The 18,282-nt window shown below is 71.1% G+C and carries 21 protein-coding genes; 11 read left to right on the forward strand and 10 right to left on the reverse strand.

Annotated elements, in window-relative coordinates:
* Window positions 1–243 precede the first annotated feature (243 nt).
* Window positions 244–1,485, forward strand: a complete 1,242-nt coding sequence (locus ABD978_RS26195) for an MFS transporter (protein WP_345359905.1) — start codon at window positions 244–246, stop codon at window positions 1,483–1,485.
* A 463-nt stretch (window positions 1,486–1,948) separates the two neighbouring features.
* A complete protein-coding gene (gene sigJ / locus ABD978_RS26200) occupies window positions 1,949–2,884 on the forward strand; it encodes an RNA polymerase sigma factor SigJ (protein ID WP_345359908.1) in 936 nt (311 codons plus the stop codon).
* A 135-nt stretch (window positions 2,885–3,019) separates the two neighbouring features.
* On the opposite strand, the gene ABD978_RS26205 is transcribed toward sigJ, so the two are convergent.
* Window positions 3,020–3,535: a hypothetical protein gene (locus tag ABD978_RS26205; protein WP_345359911.1), complete on the reverse strand. Its 516-nt coding sequence runs from the start codon at window positions 3,533–3,535 to the stop codon at window positions 3,020–3,022.
* A gap of 61 nt (window positions 3,536–3,596) precedes the next feature.
* A complete protein-coding gene (locus tag ABD978_RS26210) occupies window positions 3,597–3,950 on the reverse strand; it encodes a MerR family transcriptional regulator (protein WP_345359914.1) in 354 nt (117 codons plus the stop codon).
* Window positions 3,951–4,014: 64 nt separating this feature from the next.
* Here ABD978_RS26210 and ABD978_RS26215 point away from each other — a divergent pair, with 64 nt between their 5' ends.
* Both ABD978_RS26215 and ABD978_RS26220 read left to right on the forward strand, forming a co-directional pair.
* Complete coding sequence (locus ABD978_RS26215; RefSeq protein ID WP_345359917.1) at window positions 4,015–4,344, forward strand: putative quinol monooxygenase; 330 nt, start codon at window positions 4,015–4,017, stop codon at window positions 4,342–4,344.
* A 47-nt stretch (window positions 4,345–4,391) separates the two neighbouring features.
* Window positions 4,392–5,141 carry an SAM-dependent methyltransferase gene (locus ABD978_RS26220; protein ID WP_345359920.1) on the forward strand — a complete coding sequence of 250 codons (750 nt, stop codon included), beginning with the start codon at window positions 4,392–4,394 and terminating at the stop codon, window positions 5,139–5,141.
* Between the two features lie 170 nt (window positions 5,142–5,311).
* On the opposite strand, the gene ABD978_RS26225 is transcribed toward ABD978_RS26220, so the two are convergent.
* Window positions 5,312–6,202: an intradiol ring-cleavage dioxygenase gene (locus ABD978_RS26225; RefSeq protein WP_345359923.1), complete on the reverse strand. Its 891-nt coding sequence runs from the start codon at window positions 6,200–6,202 to the stop codon at window positions 5,312–5,314.
* Window positions 6,203–6,402: 200 nt separating this feature from the next.
* On the opposite strand from ABD978_RS26225, the gene ABD978_RS26230 reads away from it, so the two are divergent.
* Window positions 6,403–6,750, forward strand: coding sequence for a YciI family protein (locus tag ABD978_RS26230; protein ID WP_345359926.1), 348 nt, complete (start codon window positions 6,403–6,405; stop codon window positions 6,748–6,750).
* A 1-nt stretch (window position 6,751) separates the two neighbouring features.
* Window positions 6,752–8,002, forward strand: a complete 1,251-nt coding sequence (locus ABD978_RS26235; protein ID WP_345359929.1) for an RNA polymerase sigma factor — start codon at window positions 6,752–6,754, stop codon at window positions 8,000–8,002.
* On the opposite strand, the gene ABD978_RS26240 is transcribed toward ABD978_RS26235, so the two are convergent.
* From ABD978_RS26240 to ABD978_RS26260, 5 genes are read right to left on the reverse strand one after another with little or no spacing between them, the layout of a single operon-like run.
* The gene (locus ABD978_RS26240; protein WP_345360538.1) at window positions 7,986–8,738 is read right to left on the reverse strand and encodes an amino acid ABC transporter ATP-binding protein; all 753 of its coding nucleotides are present in this window, start codon (window positions 8,736–8,738) and stop codon (window positions 7,986–7,988) included. The two genes, ABD978_RS26235 and ABD978_RS26240, sit on opposite strands and share 17 nt — an antisense overlap.
* Before the next feature lie 29 nt (window positions 8,739–8,767).
* A complete protein-coding gene (locus tag ABD978_RS26245) occupies window positions 8,768–9,718 on the reverse strand; it encodes an amino acid ABC transporter permease (protein ID WP_345359932.1) in 951 nt (316 codons plus the stop codon).
* Between the two features lie 7 nt (window positions 9,719–9,725).
* Window positions 9,726–10,667 (reverse strand): ABC transporter substrate-binding protein, encoded by a 942-nt coding sequence (locus ABD978_RS26250; protein WP_345359935.1) that lies wholly within the window; start codon window positions 10,665–10,667, stop codon window positions 9,726–9,728.
* Between the two features lie 10 nt (window positions 10,668–10,677).
* Window positions 10,678–11,469: a nitrilase-related carbon-nitrogen hydrolase gene (locus tag ABD978_RS26255; protein ID WP_345359938.1), complete on the reverse strand. Its 792-nt coding sequence runs from the start codon at window positions 11,467–11,469 to the stop codon at window positions 10,678–10,680.
* On the reverse strand, window positions 11,466–12,353 hold the full coding sequence (locus ABD978_RS26260; RefSeq protein WP_345359941.1) for a TAXI family TRAP transporter solute-binding subunit: 888 nt from the start codon (window positions 12,351–12,353) through the stop codon (window positions 11,466–11,468). Before ABD978_RS26260 ends, ABD978_RS26255 begins: the two co-directional genes overlap by 4 nt.
* Window positions 12,354–12,541: 188 nt before the next feature.
* On the opposite strand from ABD978_RS26260, the gene ABD978_RS26265 reads away from it, so the two are divergent.
* The 3 genes from ABD978_RS26265 to ABD978_RS26275 all read left to right on the forward strand — a co-directional run bounded on the left by ABD978_RS26265 (window position 12,542) and on the right by ABD978_RS26275 (window position 15,082).
* On the forward strand, window positions 12,542–13,909 hold the full coding sequence (locus ABD978_RS26265) for an aminotransferase class I/II-fold pyridoxal phosphate-dependent enzyme (RefSeq protein ID WP_345359944.1): 1,368 nt from the start codon (window positions 12,542–12,544) through the stop codon (window positions 13,907–13,909).
* Window positions 13,910–13,980: 71 nt separating this feature from the next.
* Complete coding sequence (nucS, locus tag ABD978_RS26270; protein WP_345359947.1) at window positions 13,981–14,640, forward strand: endonuclease NucS; 660 nt, start codon at window positions 13,981–13,983, stop codon at window positions 14,638–14,640.
* A gap of 43 nt (window positions 14,641–14,683) precedes the next feature.
* Window positions 14,684–15,082 carry a DUF3224 domain-containing protein gene (locus tag ABD978_RS26275; protein WP_345359950.1) on the forward strand — a complete coding sequence of 133 codons (399 nt, stop codon included), beginning with the start codon at window positions 14,684–14,686 and terminating at the stop codon, window positions 15,080–15,082.
* 9 nt (window positions 15,083–15,091) lie between these two features.
* On the opposite strand, the gene ABD978_RS26280 is transcribed toward ABD978_RS26275, so the two are convergent.
* Window positions 15,092–15,883 carry an SDR family NAD(P)-dependent oxidoreductase gene (locus tag ABD978_RS26280; RefSeq protein WP_345359953.1) on the reverse strand — a complete coding sequence of 264 codons (792 nt, stop codon included), beginning with the start codon at window positions 15,881–15,883 and terminating at the stop codon, window positions 15,092–15,094.
* 17 nt (window positions 15,884–15,900) lie between these two features.
* Window positions 15,901–16,785, reverse strand: a complete 885-nt coding sequence (locus tag ABD978_RS26285) for an oxygenase MpaB family protein (protein ID WP_345359956.1) — start codon at window positions 16,783–16,785, stop codon at window positions 15,901–15,903.
* 106 nt (window positions 16,786–16,891) lie between these two features.
* Between ABD978_RS26285 and ABD978_RS26290 the strand changes: the two genes are divergently transcribed.
* Window positions 16,892–17,467 carry a TetR/AcrR family transcriptional regulator gene (locus ABD978_RS26290; protein WP_345359959.1) on the forward strand — a complete coding sequence of 192 codons (576 nt, stop codon included), beginning with the start codon at window positions 16,892–16,894 and terminating at the stop codon, window positions 17,465–17,467.
* A 3-nt stretch (window positions 17,468–17,470) separates the two neighbouring features.
* Window positions 17,471–18,268: a site-2 protease family protein gene (locus ABD978_RS26295; protein ID WP_345359962.1), complete on the forward strand. Its 798-nt coding sequence runs from the start codon at window positions 17,471–17,473 to the stop codon at window positions 18,266–18,268.
* The last annotated feature ends 14 nt before the right edge of the window (window positions 18,269–18,282 follow it).

The following is an 18,282-nucleotide window of genomic DNA, read 5'->3' on the forward strand; positions in this document are numbered from 1 at the left end:
TAGACACTCCAGAAAATGCATTCCTCGCAGACGGGTCCGGTCCCTCCCGTTCGGCGGATTTCGGCCTGACTTCGTCCCTGACGCGCGACGATCCGGTGGATCAGGTGCACCTGGCCGACGGTGAACGGCTGACGCCCATCGCGGGGAACGGCGCCGGCGGGACTCGGCACCGCCTCATCCGTGGTGACGTCAATGTCTGTTTCCTGCCAGCATCGTGGCGCCGACGCTTCCTACGGTTGGCGCGTGAAAACCGATGTTGCCGATGTCGATCAGCACCGCCGATTGCCCAGCCCTGTCGTCTGGTTCATGTCGCTTGCGGCTGCGCTCGGGACAGCGACGATCTACCCGTTGCAGCCGGCGATCGCCGAGGTGGCGAACTCGTTGGACGCCTCGCTCGCCGCGGTCGGGGTGGCGCTTGCGTGCGGGCCGATGGGATACATGGTCGGACTCGGTCTGCTCGTCCCCCTGGTCGACCGATTTCCTCCGGGGCGGGTGCTGTCGGCGCAGGTCGGCGTCCTGGCGGCCGCCCTGTTCTTGAGTGCCGTCGTCGGCGATGTATGGGCGTTGGGCGCGGCGATCGGCGTGACCGGGGCCTGCTCGGCAGTCGGCGCGGGCCTCAGTTCGGTGGTCGGCCGGCTCGCGTCCCCGCATCGGCGAGCGGCGACGCTGGGGATCGTGACGGCCGGGATATCGGCGGGGATTCTCGTCGGCCGGATCGTCGGCGGCTGGCTCGCCGAGGTGATCGGCTGGCGTGGCATGCTCATGGTGTTCGCTGCGGCCTGCGCGGCCGTCGCGGTGGGCTTGCTGCTGGTGGTCCCGGGCACCCGGGGAGGAGCCGAGCGTGGTTATCTTGCCACGCTGAGGTCGATTCCGGGCCTGTTCGTCCGGTACACCGCGTTGCGGTCGGCCGCCGCCCGTGGCGCCCTGTGGTTCTTCGCGTTCTGTGCGCTGTGGGCCGGGTTGGCGGTGGCACTCTCGAAGCCCCCTTACTCGTACTCGGCAGAACGTATCGGCATGTACGCGCTTGCCGGCCTCCTCGGCATTCTCGCCACCCGGATCTCGGGCATGTGCACCGATCGTGTGGGCGCGCGCCGCGTGATCCTCGTAGGCCTGGTGATCGCCGGAGCCGCGGCGGCGACCGTCGGGTTCGTCCTCCCGAACGCCGCCGCGGCCTTGGCCTGTCTGGCGCTGTTCGACGCAGGACTGTTCGCCGCACAAGTCGCGAATCAAAGCACCATTCTCGCGATCGACCCCGCGGCGCCCGCGCGGTTCAACAGCGCCTACATGCTCGTCTACTTCGTCGGCGGAAGCCTCGGGACGGCATTCGGCGCCACGGCGGTCGAACGGTTCGGCTGGCCTGCGACAACGGCGATCGCCTCGGCCGCCATCGCCATCGCCGCGGTGATCACGCTGGGCGGGAACGATCGCTCGGTTCGATCCGCTTCCACAGGTCGCGCTGAAGACCATCTTGTTAGGAACTCTTAGCCCCGGTCCGATCAGGCGATGGCGGCCCTTCCGAACGGATCGCGCGAAGCCGCGGCCGGGTCGAGGCTGCCGGCCTTCGGGGGGCGTACCGAATGCTCGGTGAAGCGCTCCGGCCAGCCGCGCTTTGCCCTGGTTCGCCACATCTGCGCCAGGGTTTGCCGAGCCCTTGGCCCGCACCCGATCCGGCAGGACGACGCCCTGCGCTGCGCGGCGTGATGCCACGTCCTGAACCCACTTGGCGACCTGTTCGCCCTGCGCTCGGGACGGATGCTGCCGAGGGTGATGCCGATCTCGGGCATCGTTCTTCTCCCGTTGGCATTCCTGTTCGCCGGATGGTGTGCTCTTCCGGGCCGTACGACGACACGGCCGCCCTGGGTGTGAGGCGGTGCGCCGACCTCACACTTCGGTGCGCTGTCTCGTCGAATCGGTGACGGCAACTGCGACCGAGGGAGTCGGCGACACCATGAGCACCCAGTCCGAGTCAGGGCACGGTCGGCCCGATCCGGGCCTGAACGCGATCATGAGCGAGCGGCGGCAGCTGATCAATCTCGCGTACCGCCTGCTCGGCTCCCTGGCCGACGCCGAGGACGTCGTGCAAGAGACCTACACCCGCTGGTACGCCATGTCGCCGCGGCAACAGCAGGCCATCGAATCCCCCGGCGCCTGGCTGACGAAGGTCGCCGGTCGCATCTGCCTGGACCTGCTCGGCTCGGCACGCGCCAGGCGGGAGCGCTACGTGGGCGAATGGGTCCCCGAGCCGCTGCCCGAACCCACCGAGTGGATCAACGGGCGGTCGGACACCACGGGCGATCCGGCGGACCGGGTCACTCTCGACGAGTCGGTCAGCATGGCCTTTCTCGTCGTGCTCGAATCGATGACGCCGGCCGAGCGTGTCGCGTTCGTCCTGCACGACGTCTTCCGCTACTCCTTCGCCGAAGTGGCCGACATCGTCGGCCGTACGCCGGCGGCATGCCGCCAACTGGCCTCCTCGGCCCGTCGCCGCATCCGCACCTCGCAGGCTCCCGCGACTCCCGCAGGCCGGCAGGCCGGGATCGTCAGGGATTTCAAACAGGCGTGGGAGGCCAAGGACCTGGACGGCCTCATGGGCCTCCTCGACCCCGACGCCACGGTGATCGCCGACGGCGGCGGCCTCGTCGCCGCCACGCTCCACCCGATCGAAGGCGGCGAGCAGATCGCGCGCTACGTCATCGACCTCGCCGGCCGGGCACTCGACGACGTGACGCTCCTGGAGCGTACGGTCAACGGTCAGCCAGGTCTGGTGATCCAGCAGGACGGCGTCACCGTGACGGTGTTCGCGTTCGAGGTCGCCGACGACCGGATCAAGCGCATCTGGGCGGTACGCAACCCCGACAAGCTCGGGCCCTGGACGACGGGCTGACGGGAGCCCGTACCGAACGCTCGGCGGAAGCGGCTCTCCGGCCGCGCTTTCTGGCGGTTCGCCGCGCTCCTGCGTCGCTTCGCCGAGCGTTCCGCTCGGCCGTAGGCATGAGCGGTCGAGTGCGGCCCGGCCCGGTCAGGCGCGTGGGTCGACATTCCAGGTGGTGGGAAGCTCCGTGTCGCAGAAGGCGCAGTGGTAGTCGTCGTCTCGGACGACGTTCCGCTCCGCGCAGGCCGGGCAGCGGCGGAAGACGACCGGGTGGGTGAAGGCGTCCGGGTGCTCGAGGCCGGCGCGGTCGAGAGCGTCGCGGACCACGGGCCAGGTCGTGACGTCCGGGCAGTAGCCGGTGGACTGGTTGCTGATCTCGTGCACGATCCAGCGGCCCTGCCGGTGGTGGAAGGACAACTCTCCGGCGCCCAGAACGGGCGCTCCGCCCGCACAGGCGACGTGCTCGCTTCGCCGTGGCGCCAGCCGCAGCGTCCCGGTCAGGTCGACGACAAAGGTGAAGGGCTCATCGAGTTCGGCGGCGTCTCGGCCGGTGAGCCAGGCTATGAGGTCGCCGGGAGAGCCGATCCCGTATCCCTCCTCGCCCGGCTTGACCGTCGAGAGCAGATCGACGGGACCGACGTATCGGTAGTGCCGCACGGTCACCCGATCAAGCTAACCGCTGCGCCGCTGGTGGTCGGCCGAGCGCGCGGCGGGTCAGGCCGGTTCAGGCGAGGGCGCGGGTGGAGGCTTCGAGGATGTCGCCGAGCGCCGTACGCGCCTGGGTGAGGTCGGCGATGCGGGAGTCCAGGTCGGCCATCTGGGTTCTGAGGTGGTCGAGCACGCACGCCTGGAGCTCGGTGCCGTCGCCGGCGAAACACGGCATGAGCTCGCGGATGACCCTGGTGGGGAGCCCGGCGGCGAGCAGGGCGCGGATGCGGGCGACGGTGGCGGGGGCCTCGGGACCGTAATGGCGGTGGCCGCCCTCGCTGCGATGGCAGGTCAGCAGCCCCTGCGCCTCGTAATAGCGGAGAAGGTGGACGGCCACCCCCGTCTCGCGGGACAGCTCCCCGATCTTCATGTGACGCACCCCACAGGAAAGCGACTTGAACCTCACATCGATATGAGATCTTAGCGTTGGGCGCATGACGACGACATCGACGGCACAGATCCCCGTTTCCCTCTACGGATTCCTGACCCCCAGGCCCGGCCACGCCGACGAACTCCGGCGGTTGCTGATGGACCTGGTCGAGCCGTCCCGAGGGCACGAGGGCAGCCTTCAGTACCACCTCCACGAGCAGGAGGACGGCCGGTTCTTCCTGTACGAGATCTGGCGTTCGCGGGAGGGCCTCGACCGGCACAACGCGACCCCGCTGCTGCGCGCCTTCATGGACGAACTGCCGGCGCACCTGGAAGGGACCCCCGAGGCGTACTTCGGCGTGCTGAGAAGTCCCTATCCGACCGTTGGGGCCTGAGCGGAAAATCGGAGGACTTCGGGCGGAGCAGACCGCAAGATGCAGCCATGGACCGTCAGGAAATCAGCGCCATCGCCCACGGCGACCATCCCATCGCGGCTCCGATCTCGGACGAATCGGTGGGGGTCCTGCTCGATCGCGCTCTCCGGCGGAGCGACGAACGGGTCCTCGATCTCGGCTGTGGAGCGGGGACCTGGTTGATACGTGCGCTGGCCGACCGTCCCGGGCTGCGGGCGGTGGGCGTCGACACCGACGCCTCGGCGATCGCTCGCGCGGAGAAGGCCGCGACCGCCGCAGGAGTGGCCGACCGGGTCGTCTTCCACGCGATGGATGCCAAGGACTTCACCGCACCGAACCGATTCGATCTGGTGCTCAGCGTGGGCGCCGCCCATGCCTTCGGCGGGCTCCTGCCGACCCTCGACGCGGCCGCTGGTCATCTCGCGTCCGACGGCGGGCTGCTCGTCGGTGACGGCTTCTGGGAACGTCCGCCGGGCCGGGCGACTCTCGACGCCGGGTTCGAGGCCGAGGAGTACGACGATCTCGCCACGACCGTCGACCGGATCACGGACCGCGGGTGGGTGCCGATCTACGGGCACGTCAGCACACGGCAGGAGTGGGACGACTACGAATGGTCCTGGACCGGCACCCTGTCTCGCTGGGCTCTCGAACACCCCGAGCATCCGGACAGTGATCAGGCCCTCAGGGCCGCGGCCGAGCACCGTACCGACTGGCTGCACGGCTATCGCGGCACTTTCGGATTCCTCACCCTCTGCCTGCGCCGCGCGCATGACCGCTGAGCCGTTCGCAGGCTCCCGAGCGGCGTCGCCTGCCGCCGCCGCTAAAGGGGCCGGCGCGGTTCTCCGCGCCGGCCCCTTCGTACGCCGCTCGTCTCTGGCGGCCACGGCGGCATGCCGGGCGGGGACCGGGCGACCCGCCCGGCGCAACTTCAGGCGGGTCGCCCGGGGGTTCACGGGGTGGCGTCGGGGTTCACGCCGACGACGATCGTGGCGAGCAGGCCGTGGGTGATCGGGCCCTTGCGGAGCGGGCGCAGGGTCAGGAGGCCGGCCGATCCGCCGCTCTGGTAGATGCCGTCCTCCTCCAGCGTCGTGCGCCGGGTGGTGTTGACGGCGTACGGCTGGAGCCCGGCGATCCGCTCGGTGACGTTCTCGTCGAAGAAGAACTGGCCGGTGTGGGCCACGTGGCCGCCGGTGTACTTCCGGCCGACGATCCTGCCGCCGAGGTGGACCTTGGCGTGGATGTGGATCGCCCGGCCGATGTACCAGCCCGGGTACAGCGTGCGGAACTCCACGACGCCGTGCCGGTCGGTGAGCTGGACGCCCCGCAGGAAGGTGAGCTTGTCGGTCGGCTCGGCGTGCCCTCCACCGCCGCCCGGCGGCGGTGAGCCCGGCGGCGGCGCCGTCGGCGTGCCGGTCGGCGGTGGCCCGCCACCGGGGCCGCCGCCGTTCGCGCCGCCGACGCCCATGGCGGTGTACCCGGAGTACTCGCCGAGCGCGTCGCAGTGCCAGACGTCCAGTGCGGCCCTCGGGATGGCCGCGCAGGTGGCCGCGTTGACGACGGTGGCGCGCAGGATGAGGGGCACGCCCTCCTTGCGCTCGGTGATGTCGCGGCGGAAGAGTTCGTAGTCGAGGTAGTAGGGGCCCTCGACCATCTCCGGCGCGAGCACGCACGCCGGGCTCGGGCCGCCTGGCGTGCGGGTGGTGGAGGCGCCGGCCGCCGCGCGGCCCAGCGCGACGACTCCGGCGGCGCCGAGACCCGCCCCGCCGAGGACGGTGAGTGCCGCGCGGCGGTTCACGCCGCCGGCTCTCGGGGACTGCTCCTGCTGTTCGTGGTCGGTCATGCGCTCGCCCACCCTCGGTTGACAACGGCTATGACGGTCAGTCGTCCCCCGCGTGGAGGACGCTAGGCGTGGCGCGTGAGATTCAGATGAGACCGAACTGAGAACCGTGAGATTTCGCCGCCGTCCGTCGATCCGACGGAGCGCGGTTCGTACAGGAAGTGAGACGCGGCAGAGCGCCGGCACCGAGGAGAGGAGCTCCGATGAAGCAGTACATGCTCACCGTCTACCAGCCCGACGAGGGCACGCCGCCCGCCGCCGAGCTGGAGAAGATCATGCGGAAGGTCGAGGCCTGGGACGAGGAGCTCAAGGCCGCCGACGCCTGGGTCTTCACGGGAGGGCTGTACCCCGCCGGCACGGCCACGGTCGTACGGCTCCGGGACGGCGAGACGCTGATCACCGACGGCCCGTACACCGAGGGCAAGGAGCACATCGGCGGCTTCACGATCATCCGGGTGGCCGATCTGGACGCCGCGCTGAAGTGGGCGGAGGAGTTCACCCGCATCACGACGCTGCCCGTCGAGGTGCGTCCGATGCCGGCCGACGACTGACGTGTCCGCGTCTTCCGCCACCGCGCGGGTCGAGCAGGTGTTCCGTGCGGAATACGGCCGCGCGGTGGCCGTCCTGGTCCGCGTCTTCGGCGACATCGGGATCGCCGAGGAGGCGGTCCAGGACGCCTTCGCCGAGGCGCTGCGGCGCTGGCCGTCCGCCGGGCCGCCGCCGAGCCCGGCGGGATGGATCATCACCACCGCCCGCAACCGCGTGATCGACCGGCTGCGGCGGGAGGCCTCACGCGCGGACCGGCACGCCCAGGCCGCCCTGCTGTACGCCGCCGACGAGCCACCCGAGGAGGGTCCGGTGCGCGACGACCGGCTCCGTTTGATCTTCACCTGCTGCCATCCGGCACTGGCACCGGCCGCGCGGGTCGCGCTGACACTCCGGCTCCTGGGCGGCCTGACCACCGCGGAGATCGCCCGCGCGTTCCTGGTGCCCGAGCCGACGATGGCTCAGCGGCTCGTCCGGGCGAAGGGGAAGATCCGCGACGCCGGGATCCCGTACCGGATCCCCGACGAGGCGGACCTGCCCGACCGGCTGCGAGCCGTGCTGGCCGTCGTCTACCTGATCTTCAACGAGGGCTACGTGGCCGGCTCCGGTGATCGGCTGGTCCGGGAGGAGCTGTGCGCGGAGGCGATCCGCCTCGGCCGGCTCCTGGCCGAGCTGATGCCCGACGAACCGGAGGTCGCGGGCCTGCTCGCACTGATGCTCCTGCTGGAGTCGCGCCGGGCGGCCCGCACCGGGCCCGACGGGTCCCTGGTCCCGCTGCCCGAGCAGGACCGGAGCCTCTGGGACCGGGACCTGATCGCCGAGGGACAGGACCTCGTCCGCCGGTGTCTACGGCGTGATCGGCCGGGGCCGTACCAGATCCAGGCGGCGATCAACGCGGTGCACAGTGACGCGCCGGACGCCGCCGCCACGGACTGGGGACAGATCCTGCGGCTGTACGACCTGCAGCTCGCCCTCGCCCCGAGCCCGATCGTGGCGCTGAACCGCGCCGTCGCGGTGGCCGAGGTGGCGGGCCCCGAGGCGGCGCTCGCGCTCGTCGACGCTCTGGACCTCGACCGCCACCACGTGTACCACGCCGTACGGGCCGACCTGCTGCGCCGCCTCGGCCGCACCATTGAGGCCGAGCCGGCGTACGAGGCGGCGATCGCCCGCACCGAGAACACCGTCGAACGCGACTTCCTGCGCCTTCGCCTTCAGGCGCTCACCGGCGAGGGGCCGGAGGTCACAGCACCCGGCTGAGGAACGCCCGCGTCCGCGGGTTGGACGGGGCGTCCAGCACCTGCGCGGGCGGACCCGACTCGACGATCACACCGCCGTCCATGAACACGACCCGGTCGGCGACCTCCCGCGCGAACCCGATCTCGTGCGTCACCACCACCATCGTCAGGCCCTCCTCGGCCAGCGCCTTCATGGTGGCCAGGACCTCGCCGACCAGCTCGGGGTCCAGCGCACTGGTCGGCTCGTCGAACAGCATCAGCTTCGGCCGCATCGCCAGCGCACGGGCGATCGCGACCCGCTGCTGCTGCCCGCCCGACAACTGCCGCGGGTACGCTCCGGCCCGGTCCTCCAGGCCGACCTTCCGCAGCAGTTCCCGCGCACGCTCCCGGGCCTGCGCGCGCGGCTCGCCGCGTACGCCCGTCGGCGCCTCGATCACGTTCTGCAGGACCGTCAGGTGCGGAAACAGGTTGAACTGCTGAAACACCATGCCGATCTCACGGCGCTGCCGGGTGACCTCGCGCTTGCGCAGATGCCGCACCCGGCCGCCGTCCGCGCGGAACCCGATCAGCTCGCCGTCGACGTGGATGGACCCGCCGTCGATCGTCTCCAGGTGGTTGATGCACCGCAGGAACGTCGACTTGCCCGACCCGGACGGGCCCAGCACCACGACGACCTCTCCCGCGTGCACGTCCAGGTCGATCCCCTTGAGCACCTCCAGGTGCCCGAACCGCTTGCGGACCTGCCAGGCCCGCACCATCGGCGGCGTGTCGACCAACGGTTCTGCGGTCACGATGGCACCTCCGGAGTCGTCGGGGCGGCCTGAGCGCGGCGGCGCATGAGAACGAAGCTCCAGAAACCCTGCGGCGCGTTACGGGTCGCGCCGCGGGCGTAGTGCCGCTCGATGAACGACTGCCCCACGTACAGCACCGAGGTGATCACCAGGTACCAGAGGCAGGCGACGATCAGCAGCGGGATCGTCTGGAACGTCCGGTTGTAGATTGACTGAACGGTGTAGAGCAGGTCGGCCAGCGCGATCACGCTGACCAGCGACGTCGCCTTCAGCATGTTGATCACCTGGCTGCCCGTCGGCGGCACGATGAACCGCATCGCCTGCGGCAGGACGATCCGCCGCAGCGTCCGCGCGTCGCTCATGCCCAGCGCGTGCGCCGCCTCCATCTGCCCCGGGTCGACCGCCAGCAGCCCACCGCGGATGATCTCCGCCATGTACGCCGCCTCGTTCAGCCCCAGGCCGAGGATCGCCGCCAGCAACGGCGTGATCAGATGATTCGTCGACCCGCTCGCGAACTCCGGCCCGAACGGCACTCCGACCGACACCCGCGGCAGCAGCGCCGACAGGTTGTACCAGAACACCAGTTGCACGAGCACCGGGATGCCGCGGAAGAACCAGACGTACGCCCCGCACGACGCCCGCAGCAGGGGGTTGTCCGACAGCCGCCCCACCGCCAGCAGCACCCCGCCCACGATGCCGACCGCCATCGCGATCACCGTGAGCTCCAGCGTCGTCACGATCCCCTGGCCGATGATCTGGGCGTTGAAGTAGCGCCCGACGACGTCCCACTCGAAGTTGTCGTTGGTCACCAGCAGGTGGACGAGCTGTGCCGCCAGCACCATCAGGATCAGCGAGGCCACCCACCGCAGCGGATGCCGGGTGCGCGCCGCGCCGGCGACATCGACCTGCGGGTCGGTGTCGCGGGAGGTCTTCTCCGTCACTGCCACGAAAGGTTCACCCCTTCCTGGGCGCGAGGTTCACGCCGGGCTTGTCCAGGGAGTTCGCCGACAGTCCCCACTTCGTCATGACCTTGCCGTAGGTGCCGTTGGCGATCAGTTCCTTGAAAGCGTCCACCAGCACGTCCCGCAGCGGCGATCCCTTGGCGACCACGGCCCCCTGGAACAGGTCGTCGAACCCGTTGGCCTTACCCGTCCCGGCCAGCTCCAGCGCGTTGCCCGCCTCCTTTACGAAGTAAGTCAACGGCGCCTGGGAGGAGAAGAACGCGTCCGCCCGGCCCGACCGCACCGCGAGGATCGACGTCGGCTGGTCCTTGTACGACTGGACCTGCACGGCCGGCTTCTTCTGCTGGACGCAGGTCTGCGCCTGCTTCTTGATCACGTCTTCGGCGGAGCCACCGGCCATCACCGAGATCTTCAGCCCGCACGTGTCGGCGATGGAGGAGATGTGCTTCGGGTTGCCCTTCGGCACCGCGAACACCACGAACTCCCGGACCCAGTCGACGAAGTCGTTGGCGGTCTCCCGCTCGGGGAAGTCGCCGATCGGACCGATCGCGAAGTCGTACCGGCCCGCCTTGATCCCGCTGAGCTCACTCGGCAGCCCGTCGACCGTCACATGCTCGATCTTCACGCCGATGAGCTGCGACAGCGCCGTCGCCATGTCGGCGGCGGCTCCGGTCAGCGACCTGCCGTCCGAACCGGCGATCTCGTACGGCGGGAACGAGCCGTTGTTCACCGAGATCAGCTTGCCCGCGGACTTCACCTTCGCCGGCAGGCGGTCGTTCAGCTTCTGGTCCAGGGTCTGCTTCAGATCGGCGGCGCCGACGCCCGACGCCTTGGACCCGCTGCCGCCCCCGTCGACCTCCGACGGGTTCTTGCCGCAGCCGCTCACCACGAGGGCACCCGCGACGGCGAGCGCGGCGACGATCCGTTTCGACACGGTAATGCTCCTAACGAATTGACGGGTCGACGAAGAAACGCCGATTGGCGAGCACCGGCAGCTTGCGGCGGGCGGCCTCCAGCTCCTCGCGGTCGGCCTCGGCCCACAGCAGCCCCGGCCCATCGCCCAGGCGGCCGCGGACGATCCCGAGCGGGTCCACGACCATGCTCGCGCCGATGTTGCGGCGGCCGCACTCGCCGGACGCCGCGACGTAACAGGTGTTCTCCAGGGCTCGGGCGGTCACCATGACCTCCCAGTGCCACTCCTTGGCCGGCCCGCGCACCCAGGCCGCCGGCAGCACCAGCAGCTCCGCACCCCGGTCGACCAGAAGCCGCGCCATCTCCGGAAATCTTACGTCGTAGCAGGTCATCAGGCCGACCTGCCATCCGGCGCAGTCGAACACCACCGGCTCGCCGTCGCCCGGGCGCACCCGATCCGACTCCCGGGCTCCGAACGCGTCGTACAGGTGGACCTTGCGGTAGGTCGCCACGATCTCGCCGTCCCGGACGGCCACGAGCGTGTTGTGCACCTTCCCGCCGCCGGCCGATTCGTGCATCCCCACCACGACCGTCGTGGCCGTGCCCGCGGTGTGCTCCCGCAGGCCGGTCAGGAACGGGCCGGTCAGCGGCTGGGCCGCGTCGACGATCCGCAGCGGCTCGTCGATGAACAGCGCCATGGCGTCCTCGGGCAGCACCAGCAGGTCCGCTCCCCCGCCGACGGCCTCGTCGATCAGCGCCTGGCAGGACTTGAGATTGCTCGTCCAGTCCTCGGCGACGGCGTACTGCCCGACAGCGATCCTCATGCGAACAACTCCTCGGCGTCGATCGGGTGCGGGGCGATGCCCTGCGCGTGCAGCTCCTCGCAGAACGCCGCGGTCATCGCGGCGTTGGCGGCCCTGCCGTACGGCATCCAGTCCGGGCCGAAGATCTCCGCGCTCGCCTCCAGCTCCGCCAGCAGCCACGGCGCGGTGTCGGTGAGCATGCGGCGCCGCTCCGTCCACAGCCGCTTCGACTCGGTGAACAGCTCCTCCAGGGCCGAAGGCAGCCACAGATACCGGTCCACGACCGTCCGCTTGACCGCGAGGAGGTGGATGCCGGGCACGAACCCGGTCTGGCGGAAGTAGTCCAGCTCCGCGCCGCGGTGATCGTCGTACAGATGACGGAACCGGCTGCCGGGGCCGAACAGCTCATCCGGCATGAACGGCGTGAAGATCGCGTCGAACCGCCCGTCGGCCAGGCCCTCCACCAGGGACTCGCCGTCACCGGCAACCTCGACGTTGGGCGGCAGCGGACGCGGGCCGACCCGGTCCTTGCCGGTCTCCCCCGCCACCAGCGGCCCGACCGTCCACGCGATGCCGCCCAGGTCGACTCCCGCCGAGCGCAGCAGCGCCCGCGTCCAGGTGTTCCCCGAGTCCGGCCAGCCGGTCAGCCCGATCCGGGCCTCGGCCAGGTCCTTGGGCGACGTCAGCTCGCTGTCGCGCCGCACCAGCACGCACCGGTGCCGGAAACCGCGCATGACGAACACCGGAAGACCCACCAGCCGGTCGTCACCGCCGCCGCGCCCCAGCGCGTACCGGCTGAACGACGTCTCGCCCCCGTCCAGTTCGGGCTCGGCGAGCACGTCCGGCGTCACCGCCCGTGACTCGATCTCCAGCTCGAAGTCTCGGGATCGCACTCGGCCGGTCACGAGTGGAACCAGATGATCCCAATCGCGCAGGGCCAGGCGAATCCGTGGAACCGACACAACGCTCCATTCGCTCGACATCCCTCGATGGCGACCGACAATATGTTCAGCAAAGAGCGAGTACAATACTCGTTTTGTTATCGCACAAAGATTTACCGCAATGAAATCGATAGAACGGCAGGTGGGAGCCCATGCCCGAGCCCTCGATCGACGCCGCCTGGCTCGCCGAGCGCATCGGTGACCGCAGCGCCCGGGGCATCGCCTCGGCCATGACCGACCTCATCCGGCGCGGCGACATCCCCGCCGGCATCCGCCTGCCCACCGTCCGCGCGCTCGCCGCCGTCCTCGAGGTCAGCCCCGCGACGGTCGCGGACGCCTGGTCGACCCTCCGGCGGCACCGCGTCGTCAGCGCCCAGCGCCGCCGCGGCACCGTCGTCGTCGGGCCGCCCAGCGTGCCGCACCCGGTCCGCTACGAACGCATCGGCGACTTCGGCGGCCGTCCGGCGATCGACCTCGCGATCGCCGCGCCCGATCCCGCGCTGCTCCCCCCGCTGGAGAAGGCGCTCGCCGCCGCCGCCCACGCCGAACGCCTCAACGACTACGCCCGCGAGACCATCACCCCGCGCCTGCGCCGCGCGGTCGAGCCGACCTGGCCGTTCCCCGCCGAAGGGTGGCTCGTCGCCGGCGGCGGCTACGAAGGCGTGCAACTGGTCTGCCAGACCGCCGCCCTGCCCGGCGACCGCATCGCCGTCGAGGACCCCACGGGCGCGCGGCTGCTCGACATCCTCGAAGCCCTGGGAGCCGACGTGATCCCCGTCGCCTGCGACCGGGAGGGCCCGATCCCCGCCTCCCTCGCCGGCGCCCTGGCCACCAACCCCGCGGCGTTCGTCTACCAGCCGCGCGCGCACACCCCGTGCGGCCACTCCCTCAGCCGGGAACGCGCGGCCGCGCTCGCCGCCCTCCTCGCCCCCACCAGCACCCTGGCCGTCGAGGACGACGGTCTCGGCGAGGCGGCGGCCACGCCACCGGTGAGCGTCGGCGAGCACCTGCCCGCGCAGACGGTCCTCGTCCGGTCCTTTTCCAAGTCCCACGGCCCCGACCTGCGCATCGCCGTGCTCGGCGGAGCCGGCGACACGATCGAACGCGTCCGCGTCCTGCGCAGCTTCGGCACCGGATGGACCAGCCGCATCCTGCAGGACGCCCTGGCCCATCTGCTCGAGGACCCCGGTTCCCGCGCCGCCGTCGACCACGCCCGTACCGTGTACGCACGGCGGCGCGAGGGCCTCGCCGCCGCGCTCACCACTCGCGGGATCCCCACCGCGAACGAGGACGGGCTGATGCTGTGGGTGCCGGTCGCCGACGAGTCCGCCGCCCTCGTCACGCTCGCCGCGCACGGCGTCGCGGCCGTGCCGGGCAGCCGCTACCAGGTGCGCCCGTCCGCGCCGCACCTTCGCGTCGCCACCGGTCAGCTCACCGACGATCCGGTCCGGCAGACCGAGATCGCCGACCTCATCGCCCGCGCCGCGGCGTCCCCCGGCGGGTTCGACGCCCATGTCTGACGGGCCCGTCGCCGCGGAGCGCGGCCGAAGTCGCACACGACCATGTGGCGCTGCGGCTAAGGTGGGCGACCGTGCGCCTCGTCATCGCCCGGTGCAGTGTCGACTACGCCGGCAAGCTCACCGCCCACCTGCCCATGGCCCCGCGGCTCATCCTGATGAAAGCCGACGGCAGCGTCTCCATCCACGCGGACGACCGCGCGTTCAAGCCGCTGAACTGGATGAACCCGCCGTGCACCGTCAAGGAGGAAGAGGGCCGCTGGACGGTCACGCACGGCAAGTCCGGTGAGCAGCTGATCCTGACGATCGAGGAGATCCTGCACGACTCCAGCCACGAGCTGGGCATCGATCCGGGCCTGCAGAAGGACGGCGTGGAGGCCCACCTGCAGGAGCTGCTGGCCGAGCACATCACGACGCTGGGCGAGGGGTGGAAGCTGATCCGCCGGGAGTACCCCACGGCGATCGGGCCGGTCGACATCCTGTGCCGGGACGACATGAGCGCGACGGTGGCCGTCGAGATCAAGCGGCGCGGCGAGATCGACGGCGTCGAGCAGCTCACCCGCTACCTGGAGCTGCTGAACCGCGATCCGCTGCTCGCGCCGGTCCGCGGGATCTTCGCCGCGCAGGAGATCAAGCCGCAGGCGCGGGTGCTCGCCACCGACCGCGGCATCGACTGCGTCACCCTCGACTACGACGCGCTGCGGGGCATCGAGCGGGACGGCACGCTCTTCTAGATACCTGACAGAAGATGGCAGCCTTCGCCGCCATGCTGGTTCCATGAGCAAGCGAGTAGAAGGCACGTTCGTCCTCGACACGTGGGACGCCGACAAGCCGTATGACGAGCGGGACGGGGTCACGTGCACACGGGTGCACGTCGAGAAGACGTTCAGCGGCGGCCTCACCGGCACCAGCGCCGCCGAGCTGACCACCGTCGGCACCGAGGCCGGGCCCGCCGCGTACGTGGGGATCGAGCGGTTCGAGGGCACGCTCGACGGCCGGACGGGCGCGTTCCTCCTCCAGCACAACGCGGGCGGCGAGCGCGGCAAGCCCTGGCTGACCTGGAAGATCGTCGAGACGAGCGGCTCCGGCGACCTCACGGGCCTCCGCGGCGAGGGCCAGATCATCATCACCGAGGACGGCGGGCACTCCTACACGCTCGACTACGAACTCGACTGATCCGCCTCGTCAGCGTTTGTCGCGCTGGCCCTCGGCGAGCGCGCGGGTGAGCCGGTCCGCGCCGCCCCGCCGCTGTATCCGGGCGAACAGGCCGGGGGCCAGGCCGCCCAGCACCACCCCGGCGCGAACGGACAGCGGGGCGACGTCGACCTCCGCGCGGTCCCGCTCGATGGCGCGGGTCACCGCGCGGGCGACGTCGCCGGGCGTGTTGGTGCCCAGGCCCGGCGGCAGGCTCACCCCGGAGTCGGCGAACATCCCGGCGTCCCGGATGAACCCCGGATAGATCGCGGAGACGCCGACGCCGACCGGCCGCAGGTCCTCGCGGAGGCCGAGGGCGAGCCCGCGCAGCCCGAACTTGGTGGCGTTGTACAGCGCGGTGCCGCCCGCCGCGACCTTGCCCGCGATCGACGACACGAAGACCACGTGACCGCGCCCGCGTGCGGTCATCTGCTCGGCCGCCAGGCGGGCCATGACGATCGGCACGCGCAGGTTGACGTTCACCGCGCGGTCGATCTCCTCGAGCGTGAAGTCGGTGAGCGGCCCGCTCGCGGGCAGCCCGGCGTTGGCGACGAGGATGTCGACCGGGCCGGCCTGCTCCAGGACGCGTACGGCGCCGTCGCGGTCGGAGAGGTCGGCGACGAGCGCCCGGGCGCCGAGCTCGGCGGCGAGGGATTCGAGCACGTCGGCGCGGCGGCCGGTGAGCACCAGCGACGCGCCGCGCGCCACCAGCTCCCGTGCGACGGCCTGGCCGATGCCCCCGGTCGCCCCCGTGACGAGGGCGGTCGCGTCAGCGATCCTCATACCGGCATCCTCACATGTCAGGCCGTGTCGGCAAGACCCGTCGCGCAGCGGGTCCGCGCTTCGTCGATCATGCGGTACCGCACGCCGTACCGGAGCGTGCGCATGAGGGCGTGGCCGGCCACCCGGGTGGCGGGCGAGAGGGGCGGCCGCCCGCCGAGCAGGGCCAGCGCCCACTCCGGCAGCAGGTCGGTGGCGACCCGGGCGAGGAGCGCGCTGGAGATCCGGGTGGCCGGGGTCGCCCCCTTCGGCCTGCGCAGGAACGCGACGGCCTGCAGCACCTCCTCGCTGACGGTCAGGCGAGGACGCGTCGCGGCGAAATAGTCCTCCGCCTCGGCGAGCGTGCGGGGCGAGTCCGGCGCGCCGAGCATCTCGTTGATCACGGCGTACTCGGCGAAGTACCGGTCGAGGTCGCGGCCCCGGAGCGGGCGCGGGTGGTAGGTCACATGGGCGCGGGCGATGGAGTACGCCTGGGTGAGCCCGACCCACACGATGTCGCCCGGATCGGTCGCGGAGAAGGCGCGCCCGTCGGGCATCGTCCCCTGGACGCGCTGGTGCATCGCCCGGACCGTGCCGGCGAGCCGCTCGGCGACGGGCGTCGAGCCGTACGTCATGCCGAGCACGAACGACGCCGTGAAGCCGAGCCGCTTGATCGGGTCCCGCAGGTAGTCGGAGAAGCGGTTGGTGCCGTGGGTCACCGGCTCGTTCAGCGTGCCGAGGATCAGCCCGGAGACCCCGCCCAGGACGGCTGAGACGTCGCCGTGGACGTGCCAGATCGCCGAGTCCGGCCCGAACAGGCCCGGGTCGCCGGGCGGGCCGGTGTACTGCTCGCCCGGCAGGTGCGCGGCGGCCATCATCGCCCAGAACGCCTCGTCGATGGACGTCCGCGGATCGAACCGGCTCATCCGTCCTCCGATGCTCGGTGGTACGGCGACCACCGTACGCGATCTGCGACAGGATGCAATATCTGTCTCACGTTTCGTACCTGGCGAGACCGGTACCCTGCGAGGCATGCCGCAGGCCACCACCGACGTCCGGGAGCGGGTCGTCAACGCCGCCGAGCGCTGTTTCGCGCGGTACGGCGTCGCCAAGACGACCGTCGAGGACATCGCGGCGGCCGCGGGCCTGTCCCGGGCGACCGTCTACCGCAGCTTCGCCGGCGGGCGGGACGAGGTGATCCTCGAGGTCCTCCTCCGTGACCTGCGTCGCTTCCTCGACCGGCTGGCCGGGCGGCTCGGCGCGCAGAGTTCGGTGCCCGACGGCATCGTCGAGGGCGTGATCGACGCCGTCGCGTTCGTGCGCGGCGAGCCGAGGGTGGCGGCCCTCCTCACCCCCGAGGCCGCCGGCCACACGCAGACGGCCGTGGCCGGGGCCGCCCAGAGCGTGCTGCGCCTGTGCGCCGACCGCGTCCGGCCGTACTTCGCGGCCGCCCAGCGGGAGGGTCTGCTGCGCGCGGACATCACGGTGGAGGGCGCGGTGGAGTTCCTCTTCCGGATCATCTCCTCGATGATCGTCCTCCCCGGCGACGGCGATCCTCGAGACTTCCTGCGCACCTATGTCGTCCCCGCCCTCACAGAGAGCGATTGATCGATGTCCAACGTAAGCGCGGTGCGGACCGCCGTGCGGCCCAGCCCCGCGTTCCTGTTCGTCCTCGGCCTGTTCGCCCTGTCCGGCCTGGCGGTCTGGCGGTACGGCATGAGCCCGGAGCGGACCGCCCGGCTGTTCCTGTTCCTGTTCGTGGTCAGCGGCTGGATCGTGTCGCTGTGCCTGCACGAGTTCGGGCACGCCTTCTTCGCCTGGCGGTCCGGCGACCGGAGCGTCGCGACCAAGGGTTACCTGACGCTGAACCCCCTCAAGTACGGCGACATCACGCTGAGCTTCCTGCTGCCGGTGCTGTTCGTGCTGCTCGGCGGGATCGGCCTGCCGGGCGGCGCCGTCTACATCGACCGGGGGGCGATTCGCGGGAGGATCCGGCACAGCCTGATCTCGGCGGCCGGCCCGATCGCCAACCTCGTCTTCGCGATCGTCCTCGGCGTCGTCATCACCAACCTGGCGAAGGACCCGGCGCACCTGCTGTTCTGGACGGGGATGGCGTTCCTGGCGTTCCTGCAGGTCACCGCGGCCGTGCTCAACCTGCTGCCGGTGCCCGGCCTGGACGGCTTCGGCATCGTCGAGCCGTACCTGCCGCGCACCTGGGTCGCGCAGGCGAACAAGATCGGCGGGTACGCCTTCATGGCGCTGCTCGCCCTGCTGTGGATCCCGGCCGTCAACGAGCAGTTCTTCTCCCTCGTCTACCACCTCACCGACCTGTTCGGGATCGACCAGGACTACGTCGCGGCCGGCCACGGCCTGTTCCAGTTCTGGAAGAGCCTCGACGTGGCCGGCTGAGCCCGCCGGCCTCC

It is taken from the genome of Actinoallomurus liliacearum, assembly GCF_039542035.1.
Lineage (GTDB): Bacteria > Actinomycetota > Actinomycetes > Streptosporangiales > Streptosporangiaceae > Actinoallomurus > Actinoallomurus liliacearum.